We start from the raw sequence: 18,908 nt of genomic DNA, 5'->3' as shown, positions 1-18,908 counted from the left end.
TAGGACCGTACTTCTTGCAATTCTGACATGACGTCTACCTCTGCACTCACTACCATTATCACTGAGCATATTCAGACTGCTCCAAAAAATCGCATTACCTTTAGGGAGTATGTGAATTTAGCCCTTTACCACTCTCAACATGGTTACTACACCACTAAAGTTTCCATCCTTGGCCCTAGCGGTGACTTTATAACTTCTCCTCATCTTAGTCGCGATTTTGGTGAGCTTCTTGCCAATCAATTTGCTGACATGTGGTGTGCCCTGGGGCAACCCACAACATTTCATTTAGTTGAAATGGGGGCCGGTCAGGGACTTATTGCTGCTGATGTGCTTTCATATCTGCAACAGCATTTCCCTGATTGTTATGCCACACTCAACTACATCATTATCGAAAGATCCCCTGCACTGCGGTCAGTTCAGCAAGAGCGCTTAAAGCACAAAAAGGTCAGTTGGACTACCCTTGACGCTCTACCACCCATTACCGGTTGCTTGTTCTCCAACGAACTCGTCGATGCGTTTCCTGTTCACATTATTGAAAAGAACAACAACCAACTTCAAGAAGTTTATGTCACTACCAAAGACAATAGTCTGAAAGAGACTCTAGGTTCTCTCTCCACCGACAAACTCGCACAATACTTTGACCTAGTCGAGATTAATCTCCTTGCTGACGATTACTCAGATGGCTACCGCACTGAAGTTAATCTTGCTGCTCTAGACTGGCTTTCTAATGTCGCCAGCCGTATCGCTCAAGGATTTCTTCTCACCATCGATTATGGCCATATTGCCCAGCGTTACTATAGTCCTGCTCGTCATAGGGGAACTCTTAAGTGCTATTACCAGCACCGACACCATGACGATCCGTACACCAACATTGGTCAACAAGATCTAACCGCCCACGTAGACTTCACTGCTCTAGAGCGCTATGGCGAAAAGGTGGGATTTACTAATGTAGGCTTCACCCAACAGGGGCTCTTCCTCATGGCTCTCGGGCTTGGCGATCGACTCGCCAATCTTACCCAAACTATAACTCCCGGACCCGACGGCTTCAACCACCTCATCCAACGTCGCCAAGCTCTTCACCAACTCATGGACATGACTCCTATGGGCCTCGGAACTTTCGGGGTTCTAATTCAAAGCAAAGGTATCGACTGTAATGTTTCACTTAAAGGTCTAGTTGTTCCTCCGCTAACCTAAACTACTTTTCCCAACCTCATGAATTACTAAGGCAGCACATTTTTAAGGTTTCAAACCCTCTTGTTCTCGAGGTAAGAGGGTTTGTGTGGAGAAGCGTTTAGAAATTTCACACAACCTCCAAAAACTCACGCCGTTTTCTTAAATATTGTTTTACATGTGCTGGCATCACGATTCCTTCGGCCAGCTTTGGATCCACAATCGGTTCACCCGCCTGCATCCTTAAAGGAATTATCCCAGCCCAATGAGGCAATCCATAATCCGCTGCATCATCTACCGGTGGTCCAGTCCGAATCTTCGCTGATGCCTCATCAATCGGTAATGCCAAAACAGTTGTCGCCGTTAACTCCTGCTCATTTGGCTCGCGCGTTTCAGCCCAACGGCCCGGCATCACATGCTCTGTCAACGCATAGAGTGCCTGCATTTTCTCTTCTCGTTCACTCACCAATTCTGCAGTCCCACATAGCACCACAGACCGATAATTCATCGAATGGTGCATGGCTGATCGCGCCAATACTAAACCATCCAGGAGTGTTACCGTTACACAAATCTCAATCCCTTGTTGCAGCGACCTCAGCATACGGCTGGCCGGTGAACCATGAATAAATAACCGATTATCCATGCGCCCATAAGCCGTAGGAATCACAAATGGCTGATCATCCACAGCAAACCCCACATGACAAATAAGGCCTGCGTCTAAAATCGAGTAAACCGTTTTCAGATCATAATGACCACGCTTAGGTATACGCTTTACCTGAGTCCGTGTTGTTTTCATAATGCTATCTCCTTTCCAGTGAATCAAATTATTTAAGTTTGAATAGATCTCCTTCGGTCCTCTCTCAGAATAGATTCCCGAAGAGAAGAGCGAGTTTTCCTGTTTCGGAAAAGTGTTTGAGCAGCAGGTGCATAACTGCTAATGCCAAAATGTATCCCCAAGCCTCTTTTGGAAAGGGCTTGGGGCCGTTTCATATGACTAAAGCCAGTTGAATTACCAGCGATATTGCTACTTTACCGATGTAGATTGGCATGCGTCTAGAGCCAATTTAGAATTAAACTATAAGTCCAATTTCTTAGGATAGACCTTTAACAAGTACCGATGGAATTAGCCTTAGTGATTGATGCTGCATTGTCAGAACCTTTGCATCAACAGGTATATAGTCAACTGCGTTGGGCAATTCTCTCGGGGCGATTAGTCTCGGGACAGCGTCTACCTGCTTCACGTACTTTGGCAAGAACCTTGGGGTTATCACGGACTACCGTGACCCAAGGCTACGATCAGTTGATTAGTGAAGGGTACTTACAAACCCGACGAGGAGCAGGCACTTACGTCTGTGCTCAGCTGCCAGAAATGTTGTTAGAAGCTGATGAGCCAGTAAAGTCCTCGCCTCAGCCTGTTGTTAAGGCCCCTCTGTCAGACTACGGCAAACGGGTAAAGCAGGTATCCCTCAGCCCATTGAGAGAGTCTTATGAGATTAGTTTTCGCTATGGTCATCCTGCTTTAGATTTGTTCCCAGTAGAGCTATGGCGAAAACTGTTGTCAAAACATTGTCGCGAAACGAAACAATGGCTTAATTATGCGGGAGAGACTTTGGGGTATTGGCCGTTGCGAAAGGCTGTAGCCCATTATTTACAGCATGCACGGGCGGTACGTTGTACGCATGATCAGGTGATTATTACTAATGGTAGTCAGCAAGCACTGAGTTTAATTACCCAGCTCTTGGTGAATCCAGATGACAGTGTGGCTATTGAAGAGCCTGGCTATCGAGGTGCCCGTCATATCTTTAAAGCGAGTGGTGCAAACTTATTGCCTATGCCGTTAGATCATGATGGTCTGATGGTTGATACGTTATTGGCCTATGACAATCCTCCTAGATTGGTTTATGTCACACCGTCTCATCAGTTTCCGACGGGAGCTTTACTGTCGCTACCTCGTCGATTGGCGTTGTTGCAATGGGCATGGAGGACTGGTGCACTCATTATTGAAGACGATTATGATAGTGAATATCGCTATGGAGGACGACCTATTCCATCATTGCAAGGGTTGGATAACCATAGCTCTGTGCTCTACGTGGGCACATTTTCGAAGGTCATGTTTCCCAGTATTCGCTTAGGGTATTTGGTGGTGCCTCAGTCTTTGGTAGAGGTATTTGGTAAAGCTAAGTGGTTAGCCGATCGCCAACCCCCCACGCTGACTCAATATGCTTTAGCAGAGTTTATTTCAGCTGGGCATTTGGAACGCCACATTCGTAAAATGCGCCTGTGTTATGAGCATCGCCGTCGTGCCCTGCTGCAGGCTTTATACAAATACTTTGGCCAAGAGGTGAAAATTTTGGGAGATAGCGCGGGGCTGCATGTGATGGCAAAGCTGCCCCTGAGCTTCAGGGATGATGAAGTAGTCGCAAGAGCCGCTCGTGTTGGTGTAGAAATATGTAGTGCTTGCATTCAATATGAAGTGCCGCGTAATACAGGAGAGTTTGTGTTTGGTTACACGGATCTCACTGAAGAGCAAATAGAAGAGGGAATACACCGGGTTGCTAAGGCATTATGGACATAGTTAATGCCCATTTTCGGGACTGACTCCTCAATACTTGAATTGACAGGAACGTGAATCATTAATAAGTTTTTTGCCAGGGTTAATACTCCCTTGACGAAATATCTACTATTAAAGTTGACAGCAACATTTGAGGACAAGGCTTTGGATATTACACTGCTTGCCCTACTAATTATCAGCATGGTTTTATTTGGGTTACATATGCCCTATGTAGTTATGACCATGGTATTGATTATCGCACTCGCTACTGTAGCAACCCGTCTATCTTGGTCTGTGTTAAATGCGTTTGAATCGATAGAAATCGACTAACTACTCTAGTCAGTGGTGCGTGCACTTGTCTTTTGTTCAGCCTAATAAACGATTACCCCTAGTAGATGATTTACAAACCTACTAGGGGTAATCGTTTGGGCGGATAATGTGATGCTTGGAACAACAGCGCTATCTTCTAACGGGTGCCTATCGCTAAAAGGCGTGTAATCAAATCCTCACTATTATTAATTTCGACTTAGTAACTTGCGGCTACACCTTTACAATAGATCGGTTGTATCCTGCGACACTAGTTTTGATTGAACGTTACACCCTGCCCGAAATGGGCGAACTTTGGACCGACGAGTACAAATTTAAGACCTGGCTACAGGTTGAGATCGCTGTGTGCGAAGCCCAAGCTGAACTGGGCCGTATTCCCCAAGCAGCGGTGGACGAAATCAAAGCCAAGGCCAATTTTGATGTGGCGCGAATTCTGGAAATTGAGGCTGAGGTTCGTCACGATGTCATTGCATTTTTGACCAATGTTAATGAATACGTTGGCGATGCAGGTCGCTATATCCACTTAGGGATGACTAGTTCTGATGTGCTGGATACGGCACTGTCTCTACAGATTGTCGCTAGTCATCAGGTAATTTTGTCTCATGTGGAGCAATTAATTCAGGCAATCCGCAATAAAGCTCAGGAACATCGTAATACCGTGATGATCGGTCGTTCCCATGGCATTCATGCTGAGCCTATGACCTTTGGCTTCAAGTTAGCTGGTTGGTTGGCTGAGGTGCTTCGCCATCGTGAACGTTTGTGCCGTATTCAAGATGAAATTGCCGTTGGCCAAATCTCGGGAGCGGTTGGCACCTACGCCAACATTGATCCAGAAATTGAGGCGTTGACTTGCCAAAAGCTGGGTCTGAAGCCTGATACTGCTTCGACTCAGGTGATTTCTCGAGATGTCCATGCTGAGTTTATGACGACATTGGCAGGACTGGCTGCATCCATTGAGCGGTTTGCAGTCGAAATTCGGAATCTACAGCGTACTGACGTGCTCGAAGTTGAAGAGTTTTTTGCCAAGGGTCAAAAGGGGTCTTCAGCTATGCCCCATAAGCGTAATCCAATTAAATCTGAGCGGTTGGCGGGGCTGGCTCGCATCATTCGCACCAATGCCCTGGCTGCATTAGAAAATGTTGCCCTGTGGCATGAACGTGATATTTCCCATAGTTCAGTGGAACGGGTTATTTTCCCTGACAGCTGTATTTTGATTCACTTCATGCTGGTAGAGACTACGAAGCTGGTGCAAAACCTGCTGGTCTATCCCGAAAATATGAAGCGTAATATGAACATGTACGGCGGTGTGGTCTTTAGTCAGCGAGTGCTGCTTTCTCTTGTGGAGAAAGGCATTGCCCGTGAAGACGCTTATCGTATTGTGCAGAAATGTGCCCATGCTGCATGGAATGTTGAAGGTGGTGATTTCCATACCTTGATTTCCCAGGATCCTCAAGTGAAGGAAAAGCTGTCGCCAGAGGAAATTAAGGAGGCATTTAACCCTGACTACCAGCTGAGAAATCTGGATAAGGTTTACCAGCGCTTGGGGATATAGGTGAATGACCTTTGATGGGGCACCCCTAAGTGGAGTCTCTAAGCATAAAAAAACAGGGAGATGGTAAATCCACTCCCTGAAATGCCTACTATATGCTCACTAGACGCTTGCTAGTAGTAGGTAGCTCCAACCATGTACCTACTACAACTACAGACAGTCATAAGCTAAGTTTGTTCCGATTACTTAGTGCGACTCTGGATCCTCAACATACTCAGCGTCTTCAAAGTCAGCTGTTTCGGCATCCATTTCCTCTTTGAAACCTCGTAAAGTTTTTCCGAGAGCACTGCCTAACTCAGGAATTTTTTTAGGCCCAAAAATTAAAACAGCGACAATGGCAATAATGCCTACCTCTGGCCAACCTAAACCGAACATGGCACCTTTCCATGAATGTTTCAATTACTATACCGTAGTCAATCGGGGCCTTAACTAGCCTGTAGTTTTAAATCGGTGATCCAAATTCAACTCGATCTTGAGGGAGCTGATCAAATTGTGTCGCTGACTGTGGAGTTTCAGATGGATGATTGTTGACTTCTGTACTTAGCCGTTCTGATGCAGCAGTGTCTACAGGACCGCTATAACACAGTAGGGTGAGATCCAATACTTCGTTGGGACGTACGGGTACAGCTAGTCGCTGATTTCTGGAAATATCAGCTGATGTGCTATCAGTCAGAAAGACGGGACAGGTTTGGGCTTGGATGTCTGATAGATGACGACTGTTGTTGCTAACGTTGCTTTGAGCGTAACCCGCTAATGCTAAGGTCAATGTTCCCAAGACTGCATTGCTGATGATGAGCTTAATATTCATGGTCACAGCATCCCTTGAAGCTACTTATATTTCTATTGAATCGTTAGCTTTAAGAGCGCGCATGTAACGGTTGCAAAAAGCAATATATTTTGCAACATTTTAGAAGTTGTCAGAATACTTAGTCGAGCCTTGCTAAGTCTGTAACAGACTGCAAGGCCCGGCTTTAGTATTAGTGCCTGTATCGCTGTTCTATCCAAATGCGCATTGCGTCTTCGGAATCGAATCGATTATGTTTACCACTGATGGGATCGTGTACGCACCAGTAGTTCCCTTGTTTGGTTTCTTTCACCCAAATGCGTAACTGATCTCCTTCAGTCAGGGATTTCACTAACCATTGACCAGCTGAATGCAGCCATTTGCTGGATGTTTGTCTGATTTTTTGGATTGGGGTAGGCTGCCACAGTCGCTCTAAGTACCGACGTTTAACTTCAAGTTCTTGCAAATTGGAGGGGTAAGTATTCATGGAAGCCTCCTAATGGAGTAGCGATTGCATATCCCTAATCTATGTACGAAATTTTGAATCATCAAAGCATAGGATAGATGGGAACTATCTACGAAATTAATAGCGGTGAGTATTGGGGCTTAATGATGGTCTCTGGCAGTCTTAGGAACTATGCAATCAATCCAGGTATCTGCCGTTCATCCTGTAAAATACTGGGCGGCCCATACTCCATTTGTAATGAGAAAGCTTTATTTTCTCCTGCCTGGCACTACTCGTACGTTTTACTGTGGTGGTCTTTTTGCTGAACTGAATACTCTGCAATTAGCTCAACAGATTTGTGAGGCTGACGTGGTTACCTATCGGCAGCGAGAAGACGCTTATCCCTTGCTTGACGATCTTTTACAGGAGAATGATCTCAGTCGTTTTATTTTTGTTGTTAGCTGGGGGTTTGATGTTCCTAAACAACTTAAAAAACTTTCTCATTGTCATGTGGTATATCATGCCCATAGCTCGGGGTATGGTTTTGTATTACCGCCTCAAGTGCCGATTCTTTCTGTGAGTCGTAACACTATGGGGTATTGGGGGATGCGATCGCAAAATTCCCTTATTTACTGGCTCCCCAATCAGTTACCTGCCAATGTTGTTAATCATCAGGTTAATCGAGATATTGATATTCTAGTGCAGGCAAGAAAATCGTCAGAATATTTAACTACTCAGTTAATTCCTGAATTACAAAAGAGCTTTAATGTTGTTGTGATCGACTCCTTTGTAGATGATTTAATGGCTCTCTTTAACCGAGCTAAGGTTTATCTCTACGATTCAGCTGAATACTGGGCGCAGTATCGTTTGACCGAAGGCTTTGGTTTGCCGCCTATGGAAGCATTGGCCTGTGGTTGTCAGGTCTTTTCCAGTGTCAATCATGCCCTGGCCGATTATCTTGACCCTGGGATAAACTGTCACAAAATTGCAGGCTATGCCACAGGCTATGATTGCCAGCGAATTGCAGCCGTGCTAGATAATTGGCAGCCTAATGATTTACCAGATGCCTTTTTTAACCCTTATCGTACTGAACAGTTAGTCCCTCGCATGGAAACTATTCTGATCGAACTCAACCAATTCTTTGACTATCGGCAAAAACAGCCATCAGATATTCCTGGTCTGACTCGCAAGCGACAACTTTACCTTTTTTACAAACGCGTGCAAGCAAAACTGGCAAAGCTTCAGACAAGGAGATAAAGCGGTTTTGAGTTCCTAGTTTTGAGTTGATCACCCGTTGTCAGGAATTTCTTAGGCAAAGGCTACTCATTCAAAAATCAAAACTGACTTGTGCCACATTTCTCCTGCATCTTTCTCATCTGATTCACAAGATAGTCTGTGCGTCCTAATTTAGCTTTTTGGTAGAGGCGTTCAAATTCCTGTTTGAAATGTTGTGCAACAGTGGCGTTTTCGATGATGAGGAGATTTTCATCATTTTTGTTGTTAGCGGCTTTACTCCAGTTATGAGATCCAATAACCACTGTGCGATCATCAATCAGGGCAAATTTGTGATGCAGCTTATCGCCGTCAGCTAGGTGTGGATAACCGACGGTTTTGATGGGCACATGCCACGGTTGATTATCTTTTTCATACTTGCAACGGTGATCGGGTAAACTCAGGCCGAGCATATCCAATGCCTCACTGTGGTAGCGATAGATGAAGCTGCGATCAATCAGGGTGCGGAGTTGAATTTTAGGGTTGGCAGCTAGTGTATTGGCAATGCCTTGATCGGTCAACACAAACAAAGCTAGATCAGCGGACTGTTGTGCTTGACTAAGGGCTTGGGCAATGATGCCATTGGTCGTCTGTTCCCTGGGGGTATCAGCTCGGTGTGGTGAAAACTGCACTGTGATTGTGCTGCCTGGAAGAGAAACTGTTTTTAGAGATCGCATTGGCTTTGGAGATCCAAAGAGACTATCGGGTTGCCCTTCAGGACCGTCACCCCACATCAGATTAAATTCATCTGTGTAGGCAGTGGCGAGCTCTGCACTATTGATGTGTAAGAGTGCATTGGCATTGCCTTGGCTCTCAGGAATTAACCAGTCTCCATGAATGCCTGACAGGGTAAAGTTGGCAGAACCGGTGACTACCGTGCGATTGTCCACCACGATAAATTTATGGTGCATGAGGCCGCTGCCTTTGGTGCCGTCGGCAGTATCGTCCACGATGGGAATGTCAGCCTGGTGCAACATGAGGATGGCATCGCGTTTAGCTGCTTCATCGGGGGAAACGTGTCCGTCTGCATCTATGTCACCAAATGCAAACAAATTTTCGTATTTGCCTCGGCTGTAACTATCTTGTTGACGAATCCAGTTGCGATCGCGCCCGCTCCAACCCTCACTATATTGATTATCTAGAATCACCCTCACCGCTATTCCAGCCTGAGCCTTATTGATCAAGGCATTTGCCACATATGGCAGGTTTAGTTCTTGTACAGCCACATCAACCGAGATATTTGCCTGGTCAATGGCATCAAGCAATACTTGTTCTAAGTTTTCACCAGACCGTCGAATTTGACGATAGGGATCCTTATATCTATGGGTTTCTGCTTGATTAAAAAAAACTTGAACATAGGGGTCTTGCGGTAAAGGGCTGGGATCTCTATTACTTTTTTTCCAGCCTAGATAAGCTAATCCAAGGCTGCCAAGGGCAAGGGCAAGTAGGCCAAAATATCCCACTTGAAATCGGTTGAGCATTGCACCTGATGAATTCTTTAGACAGTCTTTAGTGAGCCCTGCCAAGCTGACCAATTAGCAGCAGATTGCTGCCTAATGCCCACGCTCAAAAACGTGTCCACTGATACGATTAATCACGTTATGCTGATTACACACAAAAAGCGCTAGTTTGCTATGCCAACTCCCGAATTTTTCCTAGAGGCAACCAAGTGGATGGGCCTCACTACGTTAGCCTTTGCGGCTCTGGCAGCGCTGGCGTTTATAGTCCAGTGGGGTATTCGATTCAGACTAGTAGGGGTTACTGGGTTTTGTGGTGTGCTGACAGCAGGTCTGTTTGGTCTGAGTTTTCAGCCCTTAGTGTCGACTACGATTGAAGGCTCGGTCTCCTACACAACTGTTTATGATTCTGGGGCAGCTCAGCTTGTTATTTCAGTTCCTGTAGATATTACAGAACCTGAGTTGGAAGCGACTTTGCGGCAGGCGGCGGTCAATTCGTTTAACCCTAGTCGTTTAGGTGGTGGACAAACTCCGATGATCCGGGCTCGTACGATTGTGCATCGTGACCCAGGTATCTCAGACTTGTTGTATCTGGGTAAGATTCAGCCAGATGTTAAATCAGAATCTGGCTATGCCATTACCCTTTCTCGTTCTGATTTGGCTAGGGCGCGAGCGGCACTCCAGAACAGTTAGCTTGAATTGGGATGCCGTCGCTGCTGTTCTGGAATAACTGGATTTGATCCCTGGTATGTAGCTCTCCGTTACAGATTATTTTTGTAGCTGCTGCTAAATCTCTTAGGACTTTTATCGATTTGCTGAGAATCAATTATGTCTACGATATCGACGCTGATGGTGGCACCGTCTCAGGTGGTGCGCGGCTCCGGGATTTTATCTGGCAGTGGGTCACTGGTCGCCAGATTGGGGCAACGGCCATTATTAGTGGGGGGTGATCGCACCCTACAGGCGGCAGCTCCCTTTTTGACTGAGATGCTTCATGGTCTGAAGGTAGTCCAAGCGTCCTACCGAAATGACTGTTGTGAAACATCATTGGCCCAATTGCGTCAGGCAGTGACGGATCATGGAGCTGACCTAATCATTGGTGTCGGTGGTGGTAAAGCCCTTGATGCAGCTAAACTGTTGGCCCATCAAACACAGTTACCCGTGATCACGATCCCCACTTCGGCGGCGACCTGTGCTGCTTGGACTGCACTATCTAATGTGTATTCTGACCAGGGGGCCTTCCGTTATGATGTCGGGCTGCCGGTTTGTCCTAATCTATTGTTGTTGGACTATGAACTCGTTGCAACCGCACCTAAACGCACACTTATTGCGGGGATTGGGGATGCGATCGCAAAATGGTACGAAGCCTCTGTCAGCAGTGGCCATTCTTCTCAAACCTTAATTATTGGTGCAGTGCAACAGGCTCGGGTTCTGCGAGATATCCTTTTCCAAAAATCAGCGGCTGCTTTAGAAAATCCTGGTGGAGACGATTGGCGGGAGGTGGTCGATGCTTCGGTGCTGATGGCTGGTGTGATTGGTGGTATTGGGGGGGCTCAATGTAGAACTGTCGCCGCTCATTCGGTTCATAACGGTTTAACCCAGATCCCATCAAGCCATAGTATGCTCCATGGCGAAAAAGTAGCCTATGGTATCTTAGTGCAACTGCGCTTAGAGGAAATGGCAGCGAACAATGCCCTAGCTGTAGCTGCTCGCCAGCAATTGCTTCGGTTTTATACCCAAATTGGGTTACCAATGACCTTAAACGATCTGGGTTTAGAAGAAATGTCTGTCATGGAGCTGCGCCAGGCTGCCGAGTTTGCTTGTCAGCCCCAATCAGATATTCACCATTTGCCATTTGCTGTCAGCCCTCAGCAGGTAATGGCTGCCATGGTTTCAACCACAGCCCCCTGTCGCCGCAGTCCGCCCGAGGCATCCGTGTCCCCATTGCCCAGCAAAGCCCAATCACCGTCACGCAAGTCATGAGGAGGTAGGCCATGACCCTAGCTTGGATGAAAAAAGCACAGAGACTTGAGCAGTTACCTCCCTACGCCTTTGCGCGTCTGGATGAGCTGAAGGCCAATGCGCGAGCCCAGGGCCTTGATTTAATTGATCTCGGGATGGGAAATCCTGGTGGTCCCACACCTGCTCCAGTGGTAGAGGCGGCTCAGCAGGCCCTGGCTGATGCTAGCCAGCACGGCTATCCTCCCTTTGAGGGGACTGCCAGTTTTCGAAATGCCATTACAGCTTGGTACCGTCGTCGTTATGGTGTGAACCTTGATCCCGAGGGAGAAGCGCTGCCCCTGTTGGGTTCTAAAGAAGGTTTGACACACTTGGCGTTGGCTTATCTTGATCCCGGCGATACGGTGCTAGTGCCGACACCTTCGTATCCGGCTCATTTTCGGGGACCTGCGATCGCAAACGCATCTATCCATCCCCTGATGCTAACGCCAGAAAATGACTGGCTGATCGATATCTCCACCATTCCAGAAGCGGTTGCCCGTCGGGCCAAAGTTCTGTATTTCAACTATCCCAATAACCCAACAGGAGCTACCGCTCCCCGCGCCTTTTTTGAAGAGATCGTAGCCTTTGCCAAGCACTACGAAATTATGTTGGTGCATGATCTATGCTACGCCGAGCTAGCTTTTGATGGGTATCAGCCCACCAGCGTTCTTGAAATTCCCGGTGCTAAAGAATTCAGTGTCGAATTCCATACGTTATCTAAGACCTACAACATGGCAGGTTGGCGTGTAGGTTTTGTTGTCGGTAATCGCCACATTATTCAAGGATTACGTACCCTCAAAACCAACCTCGACTACGGTATTTTCTCCGCCATTCAAACTGCTGCGGAAACGGCCCTTAATCTGCCTGACTCCTACTTGGAAGAAGTTCGGCATCGCTACTGTACCCGGCGAGACTGCCTGATCTCAGGTTTGGCAGAATTGGGGTGGGATGTACCTAAAACCAAAGCTACCATGTATCTGTGGGTGCCGTGCCCTCCCGATATGACCGCCGCAGATTTTGCGTTCTATGTGTTGCAAAATACTGGCGTAGTCGTCACCCCTGGTAGTGCCTTTGGTGAGGGTGGAGAAGGATTTGTCCGCATTAGCCTGATTGCAGAAGAAGATCGCCTGAAGGAGGCACTCCAACGCTTGAAGGATGCGGGTGTACGTTACCCATCGTCAGTGACTGTCTAGGGCTAGTTTCACTGGTGATTTTGGCGCTGGGCATCCACAAGGGAGTGCCCCTACAGGACTGATGCAATTGCCTGTGCCGCTTGCAGAAATATATATCCTCTCTAAGCAACCAAGCGTTTTTGAGGATCTGCTGTTGTTTCCAAAATGGCTAGCTCAAAATTTCGAGCTAGCCTTAGGTGTATATTTGCCAAATCTTGAGCTTGACTAAAGTCAGTTTCTTTGACATCGGCTTGACCAAAATAAGTCTGATTAATCAGACTGTTCGTTAAGTTCGCTTTTTCTAGGTTTGCATGCCCAAAATAGGCCTCCGTCAGGTTTGCCTGGGACAGATAGGCATGGTACAAATTGGCATTCGCAAAATAGGCCTGGGTGAGATCAGCACCAATCAAGCAGCAGTGGCTAAGATTAGCTCCCTGAAAATTGGTTTCACATAGATTGGCTTCAAAAAGATAGGCGCGACTTAAATTGGCACCACTCAGGTAGGTGAGTCGTAGGTTAAACCCTGCTAAATCAACTCCTTGTAAGTCAGCGGCTCTCAAATTTGGTCGAATTTGAGCATTTTGCTGACGCCAGCGGTTCCACGCTCTGACACCGCTTTTCAAGATGTCTAGGTGTTCTGGGTGGGCCATATCTGTGACAGTGTAGACGGCTCATAACTGATTACAACGCTGGTGACATGGCTGTCGGCCAGGTTGTTATTAGGAACACTACTGTTGCAATGATAGACAAAACCCCAGCAATCACGTTTCCCAGTAGAGAGCTGACCACGATTGCCAAACTTACCTTTGCACCCAATTTGCAGCGTGCGGCTAAGGCTAAATCACGGCGGTATAACATTTCGCCAATAAAAGCCCCGATCATGGAGCCAAAAAGAAGACCAAAGATAGGACCGCCTACAAGAATGGCAGGTAGCGGCCCCAGCAGCCCGAGAATCATACCGATGATGGCTCCAATTTGACCCCAATTACTGGCTCCAACCTTTTTGGCCCCTAGGTAGCCGGCCAAGTAGTCAATGGCGGTAGTGATTAGAAAAATCGCGATCGCAACGCCCAGGGCAATGAGCACAGCTTGACTGAAGCCTGAAACAGCACCCCAAATTGCAATAGCTGCGACAATTAACCCAATGCCAGGAAATGCAGGAACAAATGCACCGACAATGCCAGCTACCATGACAATGATAAGGACCCAATAAAGAACCATCAGCCCTATAGTCATATTTGCTTATCTATTCAAAAGTGCACGCCTACTTTTTACTCTAGCGGTCGATTGATAGACATGACAACGGTTTTTGTTTCGGGGATACCGTAATGTGTTGTTCTCTATTGACTCAAAGCACGCAGGAACTTTTGCACTTCACCCAGTAAACTCTTCTTGGGTTTGGGAGCCGCCTTCCCTTCAGTGTCTTCGCTGCCGTAGAGAATTTTTTCTAAGGCCTCGCTAGATGGGCGTTCAGGCAATTCAGCTTTAAGCTCGTAGTCATCCCCGACGTCTTGCCAAACTTGCCAACCTTGGGGATGGCGACGCAGTACAGCAGAATCGGTCATGGGTCGGTAGTAATAGCACGAGGTCAGGGTGCTTAAAAATCGTTCGCGTAACTGACGCGCAGCATAGCCAATGCCGACAATACTGACATCTTCTAACTGAGGATTAAGCAGAACAACAGGACGATCTTGCGCCTCATTACAGAGTTTTTCCACATCCTGAACTTCCACCGCTGACGGATTGACAATTAGAAAGGCTTCATCATCGGGCGTAATAGCGGCTTGAATTTCGTTGATGCCACGGATGGTGAAGTCTGGGTTGTCCCAGTCGCGTCTAGCGAGGGCGGCTGCACCAGCATCAGGGAAATAGACTTTGAACTGCAGACCCAAGTCTTGGAAGAGGGTTAAGAAGCGTTCTGCGATGGGTTGTTGCTTGAGTTCTGGAATGACCATTTCTACCTGTAGGCGGATGATGCCATCTTCAATGGCTGCCTTGGTAGAGGCAATGGCTTGCTCGATGGTTGCTTCAAGGCTACTCGGCAGGTCAGACATGGTTGGATTTGTCGTTTTCAGAAATCAATCACCCTCTGATTATCTGCTTTTTTGGCAGCCTAGCATTTGAGTTTAATGATGGGGTTACCATTGACGTCCTTTTTATAAACGTCATCAACGTTCTCGTGGGTGGCTGCAAGCGTTGGAACTGATGGCTTCGCTATTTGCCCCCTGCTGTAACCAGCTGCCTCATCATTACCCGTTCAATAATCTGTCTTACCACCATTGCTGTCCAATCTACATCAGCCTCCGTAGTCTGATGTCCAAGGGTTAAGCGAATGCCTGTTTTAGCTGCTGTATTACTAAATCCCATGGCCTGCAGAATCGGACTCGGTGTCAGTTTTCCGCTATGACAAGCCGATCCTGCGCTGATGCCGATTCCCGCCAAATTCAACTGACGTACCAGGGTTTTACCAGAGACCTGCTCCCCATTGGCATTGGGCAGATAGAAGCTGACATGATGCGGTAGCCGCTGCTGTGGATGTCCCGTCAGTAATAGTTCAGGATGACATTGCAACTGCTCAATTAAGCGATCGCGCAGTTTTAGCAATCGTTGTTGTTCTTGAGAGAGTTCTTGCCTGGCCAGCTCCGCGGCTACACCAAAACCCACAATGGTGGGTACTGCTTGAGTCCCTGAGCGCAAGTGATTCTCTTGACCACCCCCGTTAATTAACGGCATCAAGTCAGTGCCCGGTTTCACATACAGTGCTCCCGCACCTTGTGGGCCGTAAATCTTATGGCTGGATATGGAGAGTAAATCTACACCCAGTTTTTGTACATCAATGGGCAAGCGCCCAGCTATCTGCACAGCATCGGAGTGGAAAAGGGGTTTAGAAATATGCTCACTGGCTTTAATTATTGCCGCAAGCTCAGCAATGGGCTGTATGGTACCTACTTCACTTTGTCCATAAATAACAGAGACCAGTACCGTATCCTCTCGCAGTGCTTTGGCTAAATCTATGGGATGTACCTGACCATAGCAATCCACAGGTAACCGAGTGATTTGCCAGCCCCACTGTTCGAGAAGCGTGATGGGTTTTGCGATCGCAGAATGCTCCACCGCCGAAATAATCATATGGCGAGGCTTACGATACTGCTGCGCCACCCCCATGACGGCCAGGTTATTTGCCTCAGTGCCACTGGCTGTAAATACCACAGCATCTCCAGACGCACCCATTAGATCCGCCACCTGCATCCGTGCCGTTTCCATGACCGTAGCCGCCCGACTACCCCAGTTATGTAAGCTCGATGGATTCCCCCAGCTACTTTTCATAGCCGAGCCCATCGCCGCCGTCACCTCAGCTCGCGGTGGCGTAGTAGCGCTGTAGTCTAGATAGATCTGCATAACATGCCCTGTCCTGCCTGCTTATGATATGCCGTCTTTCGACTGGTCAGAGCCCAGTTAAGTAAATGCCAGAATAGCTCAGCCCAGGGTACCCACAAGGGGGTACCCCTACCTAGATTTCCTCTGGCTCTTTACCCGAAACCACCGGAGCCGTCTTACTTAACGCCAGTTTTGGATGTTCTCCTTCCACTTGCTGACAGTTCCACTCATTGCGGAATAGCAACACCGGACGTCCATAACTGTCCTTAACCGTTACTGTATTAAACAGCCGACCTGCATCGTGCAATGCGTCCCAGCCACCCGTCACCCAGCGAGCCACACTATAGGGCAACATTTCTATCATCGTATCGACGTTATATTCATTTCTCAGACGAAACTGCACCACCTCAAATTGCAGTTGACCTACAGCTGCCAAAATTGGATCTCGCTTTGACTCGTCTGCTGAGTACATAATCTGGACAGCGCCTTCTTCTCGCAGCTCTGTTACACCTTTGCGAAACTGCTTGAACTTAGAAGGGTTGGGGTTTTTCAAATAGGCAAATAACTCAGGCGAGAAAAATGGAATGCCTTCATATTCCAGCTTTTTGCCTTGGTAAATGGTATCGCCAATGGCAAACACACCAGGGTTATTGAGACCAATAACATCGCCTGGATAGGCCGCATTTAAAGACTCCCGTCCTTGGCCAAACAACTTTTGTGGATGGGATAGCCGTACATTTTTGCCGGAGCGAGCATGATTAACCACCATGTCCTTTTCAAAACGGCCAGAGCAAATGCGAACAAAGGCAACGCGATCGCGATGTCGTGGATCCATATTGGCCTGGAGCTTAAACACAAACCCAGAAAACTCTTCCCGTGTGGGGGGGACCAAGCCTACGGTACTTTCCCGCGGACCAGGCTGTAGGGCAAAGTCTAAGAATGACTCTAAAAACAGTTCCACGCCAAAGTTCGTCATAGCACTGCCAAAGAACACAGGGGTCATGTCACCTGAGTGCACGAGTTCCAAGTCTAGTTCGGGACCCAGTTCATCGAGCATTTCTAGTTCTTCTAAAAACTGACCGTAGACATCATCATCGCCAATCAGTTCTTCAATGCGGGGATCTCCCCATTCCAGAACCGTTTCCGTCGCAGCCTTACTACCGTGAGCCGAACGCTCAAACAAATGCACTTGTTTCTTGCGACGATCAAAGACTCCCTTAAATCGATCACCCATGCCAATGGGCCAGTTAACGGCGTAGGTAAATAGCTCTAGCTCTTTTTCAATTTCATCCAGTAGTGCCAGCGGTTCCTGACCAGGGCGGTCTAATTTGTTGAAAAAGGTAAAAATTGGCAGCCCACGCATCTTGCAAACCTCAAACAACTTACGTGTCTGTGGCTCCAAACCTTTAGCCGCATCTTCCAACATGACCGCATTATCTGCCGCTGCTAGAGTCCGGTAAGTGTCTTCACTAAAGTCTTGGTGACCGGGTGTATCCAGCAGGTTTATCCGATAGCCACTGTAGTTAAACTGCAGCACCGTCGAGGTAATGGAAATACCTCGCTGTTGCTCTAGCTCCATCCAATCAGAAACTGCATGGCGTTGAGCACGACGAGCCTTAACTGAGCCCGCTTCATGGATAGCCCCTCCATATAGAAGGAGCTTTTCAGTCAGGGTCGTTTTACCGGCGTCGGGGTGGGAGATGATGGCAAAATTTCGGCGCTGCTCAACGGCAGCATCGATATTTGCTGGAGACGATAGGGTGGAGGTCATGGAGATGTTTCAGCTCAGTGAGCATTGCGCGATCCCCAAGCTAAGCACTGGGGTATCCGTCATTGTACTGTCCGGGGCCTATTGTCTGGGAGGCTACCAGTCAGCATCGTGGTGCTCAATTATCTCTCCTTGGGTGGTCACTATCGTTAAAGGGAGATCTGCTTCTGACTCATGCCGAGCAAACTGAACCACTTGCATGCCTTGATTATCGGGTTCCACAGTCATGATGTAGCGATCATCTTGCCACTGTAGATCGACGACGTGATGATGCATTAACCAGGCTTCAGCGAGGGTACCTCCGTTAATAGCACTGCCTTCATCATGGCTATAGCAGTTTGCCCACACTTCATCTGCCACGGACCACAGGCCTGACAAATTCACGGGCTCCATACGGGCACTGAGACCATAGGTGGTAAAGCTTAAAACATTATGCTGCCAAAACTGATTGGCAAATTGCTGAAATTCTTTATCCTGTAACAGATCGCTATAACGCTCGTCGGTAGCTAGCTGCTTTTGCTGTTGATCCAGACTGGGGCGTTGCCAATCAGTTGCTTCACTACAGACTGAAAACTCTGCTGTATTTTGAATGGCCGTAGATGTCGTCTGGGGGTGAGTCACGACAGCGTCAGCCACATTGATAAATTTACTTACAGCTTTGATGCCTCCCATCAGGCTGACCATTGCCATAATCAGCAGCCCTTGCTTACCTAGCTGCTTGAGTTTAGATGCCACCATAGCCAATTGCTGATTCGCCCCTCTAACAAATTTTCTCTAAAACAAAGTGACGATGTCTAAAGCGCTTGGAGACAGGCTATAAAAATAGCTTACCTCCGAATGGGATAGCCGATCCCCTCGAATACGGGAACAGATCGGGGTAAGCATACGCTTTAAAATCCGATCAGATGCGATCGCGAAGTCAGAGCGTCACTTGCATCTCAATGAGATGTGCTTGACACGAATACGACCTGCCTAAAATTAGCGATCTTCCCGCTCTAAATAGCAACCCCCGGATCTTTTTGAGGCTTTTTGAC

General features: G+C 47.5%; 18 protein-coding genes. 7 read left to right on the top strand and 11 right to left on the bottom strand.

What is annotated here, in order from left to right; translation table 11 throughout:
- Nucleotides 1-27 precede the first annotated feature (27 nt).
- Nucleotides 28-1,194, top strand: coding sequence for a class I SAM-dependent methyltransferase (locus SPB21_RS20705; protein WP_163662583.1), 1,167 nt, complete (start codon nucleotides 28-30; stop codon nucleotides 1,192-1,194).
- A 106-nt stretch (nucleotides 1,195-1,300) separates the two neighbouring features.
- Here the strand turns inward: SPB21_RS20705 and SPB21_RS20700 are convergent, their stop codons facing one another.
- The gene (locus tag SPB21_RS20700; RefSeq protein WP_163662581.1) at nucleotides 1,301-1,966 is read right to left on the bottom strand and encodes a pyridoxamine 5'-phosphate oxidase family protein; all 666 of its coding nucleotides are present in this window, start codon (nucleotides 1,964-1,966) and stop codon (nucleotides 1,301-1,303) included.
- A 321-nt stretch (nucleotides 1,967-2,287) separates the two neighbouring features.
- Between SPB21_RS20700 and pdxR the strand changes: the two genes are divergently transcribed.
- Together pdxR and purB are read left to right on the top strand one after the other, a co-directional pair.
- Nucleotides 2,288-3,745, top strand: a complete 1,458-nt coding sequence (pdxR, locus tag SPB21_RS20695) for a MocR-like pyridoxine biosynthesis transcription factor PdxR (protein WP_163662580.1) — start codon at nucleotides 2,288-2,290, stop codon at nucleotides 3,743-3,745.
- Nucleotides 3,746-4,304: 559 nt separating this feature from the next.
- Nucleotides 4,305-5,600: an adenylosuccinate lyase gene (gene purB / locus SPB21_RS20690; RefSeq protein WP_163662578.1), complete on the top strand. Its 1,296-nt coding sequence runs from the start codon at nucleotides 4,305-4,307 to the stop codon at nucleotides 5,598-5,600.
- Between the two features lie 183 nt (nucleotides 5,601-5,783).
- On the opposite strand, the gene tatA is transcribed toward purB, so the two are convergent.
- The 3 genes from tatA to SPB21_RS20675 all read right to left on the bottom strand — a co-directional run bounded on the left by tatA (nucleotide 5,784) and on the right by SPB21_RS20675 (nucleotide 6,868).
- Nucleotides 5,784-5,972, bottom strand: coding sequence for a twin-arginine translocase TatA/TatE family subunit (gene tatA, locus SPB21_RS20685; protein ID WP_163662576.1), 189 nt, complete (start codon nucleotides 5,970-5,972; stop codon nucleotides 5,784-5,786).
- Nucleotides 5,973-6,039: 67 nt separating this feature from the next.
- Nucleotides 6,040-6,405, bottom strand: a complete 366-nt coding sequence (locus SPB21_RS20680) for a hypothetical protein (protein ID WP_499867618.1) — start codon at nucleotides 6,403-6,405, stop codon at nucleotides 6,040-6,042.
- Nucleotides 6,406-6,574: 169 nt separating this feature from the next.
- The gene (locus SPB21_RS20675) at nucleotides 6,575-6,868 is read right to left on the bottom strand and encodes a hypothetical protein (protein WP_163662572.1); all 294 of its coding nucleotides are present in this window, start codon (nucleotides 6,866-6,868) and stop codon (nucleotides 6,575-6,577) included.
- 216 nt (nucleotides 6,869-7,084) lie between these two features.
- Here SPB21_RS20675 and SPB21_RS20670 point away from each other — a divergent pair, with 216 nt between their 5' ends.
- Nucleotides 7,085-8,083, top strand: a complete 999-nt coding sequence (locus SPB21_RS20670) for a glycosyltransferase (protein ID WP_163671592.1) — start codon at nucleotides 7,085-7,087, stop codon at nucleotides 8,081-8,083.
- A 77-nt stretch (nucleotides 8,084-8,160) separates the two neighbouring features.
- Here SPB21_RS20670 and SPB21_RS20665 read toward each other — a convergent pair whose 3' ends face one another.
- Nucleotides 8,161-9,579, bottom strand: coding sequence for a phospholipase D-like domain-containing protein (locus SPB21_RS20665; protein WP_499867617.1), 1,419 nt, complete (start codon nucleotides 9,577-9,579; stop codon nucleotides 8,161-8,163).
- A 153-nt stretch (nucleotides 9,580-9,732) separates the two neighbouring features.
- Between SPB21_RS20665 and SPB21_RS20660 the strand changes: the two genes are divergently transcribed.
- From SPB21_RS20660 to SPB21_RS20650, 3 genes are all read left to right on the top strand, one after another.
- Complete coding sequence (locus SPB21_RS20660) at nucleotides 9,733-10,248, top strand: DUF2518 family protein (protein WP_163662568.1); 516 nt, start codon at nucleotides 9,733-9,735, stop codon at nucleotides 10,246-10,248.
- A gap of 135 nt (nucleotides 10,249-10,383) precedes the next feature.
- A complete protein-coding gene (locus SPB21_RS20655) occupies nucleotides 10,384-11,538 on the top strand; it encodes an iron-containing alcohol dehydrogenase family protein (RefSeq protein ID WP_163702563.1) in 1,155 nt (384 codons plus the stop codon).
- Between the two features lie 11 nt (nucleotides 11,539-11,549).
- Complete coding sequence (locus SPB21_RS20650; RefSeq protein ID WP_163662564.1) at nucleotides 11,550-12,749, top strand: aspartate aminotransferase; 1,200 nt, start codon at nucleotides 11,550-11,552, stop codon at nucleotides 12,747-12,749.
- 101 nt (nucleotides 12,750-12,850) lie between these two features.
- Here the strand turns inward: SPB21_RS20650 and SPB21_RS20645 are convergent, their stop codons facing one another.
- The 6 genes from SPB21_RS20645 to SPB21_RS20620 all read right to left on the bottom strand — a co-directional run bounded on the left by SPB21_RS20645 (nucleotide 12,851) and on the right by SPB21_RS20620 (nucleotide 18,612).
- A complete protein-coding gene (locus tag SPB21_RS20645; protein ID WP_163662562.1) occupies nucleotides 12,851-13,378 on the bottom strand; it encodes a pentapeptide repeat-containing protein in 528 nt (175 codons plus the stop codon).
- A 31-nt stretch (nucleotides 13,379-13,409) separates the two neighbouring features.
- The gene (locus SPB21_RS20640) at nucleotides 13,410-13,949 is read right to left on the bottom strand and encodes a DUF456 domain-containing protein (RefSeq protein ID WP_499867616.1); all 540 of its coding nucleotides are present in this window, start codon (nucleotides 13,947-13,949) and stop codon (nucleotides 13,410-13,412) included.
- Between the two features lie 119 nt (nucleotides 13,950-14,068).
- Nucleotides 14,069-14,782 carry a DUF1995 family protein gene (locus tag SPB21_RS20635; RefSeq protein WP_163662560.1) on the bottom strand — a complete coding sequence of 238 codons (714 nt, stop codon included), beginning with the start codon at nucleotides 14,780-14,782 and terminating at the stop codon, nucleotides 14,069-14,071.
- Nucleotides 14,783-14,942: 160 nt separating this feature from the next.
- Nucleotides 14,943-16,127: a cysteine desulfurase family protein gene (locus tag SPB21_RS20630; protein WP_499867615.1), complete on the bottom strand. Its 1,185-nt coding sequence runs from the start codon at nucleotides 16,125-16,127 to the stop codon at nucleotides 14,943-14,945.
- A gap of 112 nt (nucleotides 16,128-16,239) precedes the next feature.
- Nucleotides 16,240-17,877 carry a peptide chain release factor 3 gene (locus SPB21_RS20625; RefSeq protein ID WP_499867614.1) on the bottom strand — a complete coding sequence of 546 codons (1,638 nt, stop codon included), beginning with the start codon at nucleotides 17,875-17,877 and terminating at the stop codon, nucleotides 16,240-16,242.
- A gap of 93 nt (nucleotides 17,878-17,970) precedes the next feature.
- Nucleotides 17,971-18,612 carry a hypothetical protein gene (locus SPB21_RS20620; RefSeq protein WP_499867613.1) on the bottom strand — a complete coding sequence of 214 codons (642 nt, stop codon included), beginning with the start codon at nucleotides 18,610-18,612 and terminating at the stop codon, nucleotides 17,971-17,973.
- Nucleotides 18,613-18,908 lie beyond the last annotated feature (296 nt).

Source organism: Leptothoe sp. ISB3NOV94-8A, assembly GCF_043421595.1.
Taxonomy (GTDB): Bacteria; Cyanobacteriota; Cyanobacteriia; order Phormidesmidales; family Phormidesmidaceae; genus Leptothoe; species Leptothoe turfae.
This window is presented reverse-complemented; position numbering and strand designations above follow the sequence as displayed.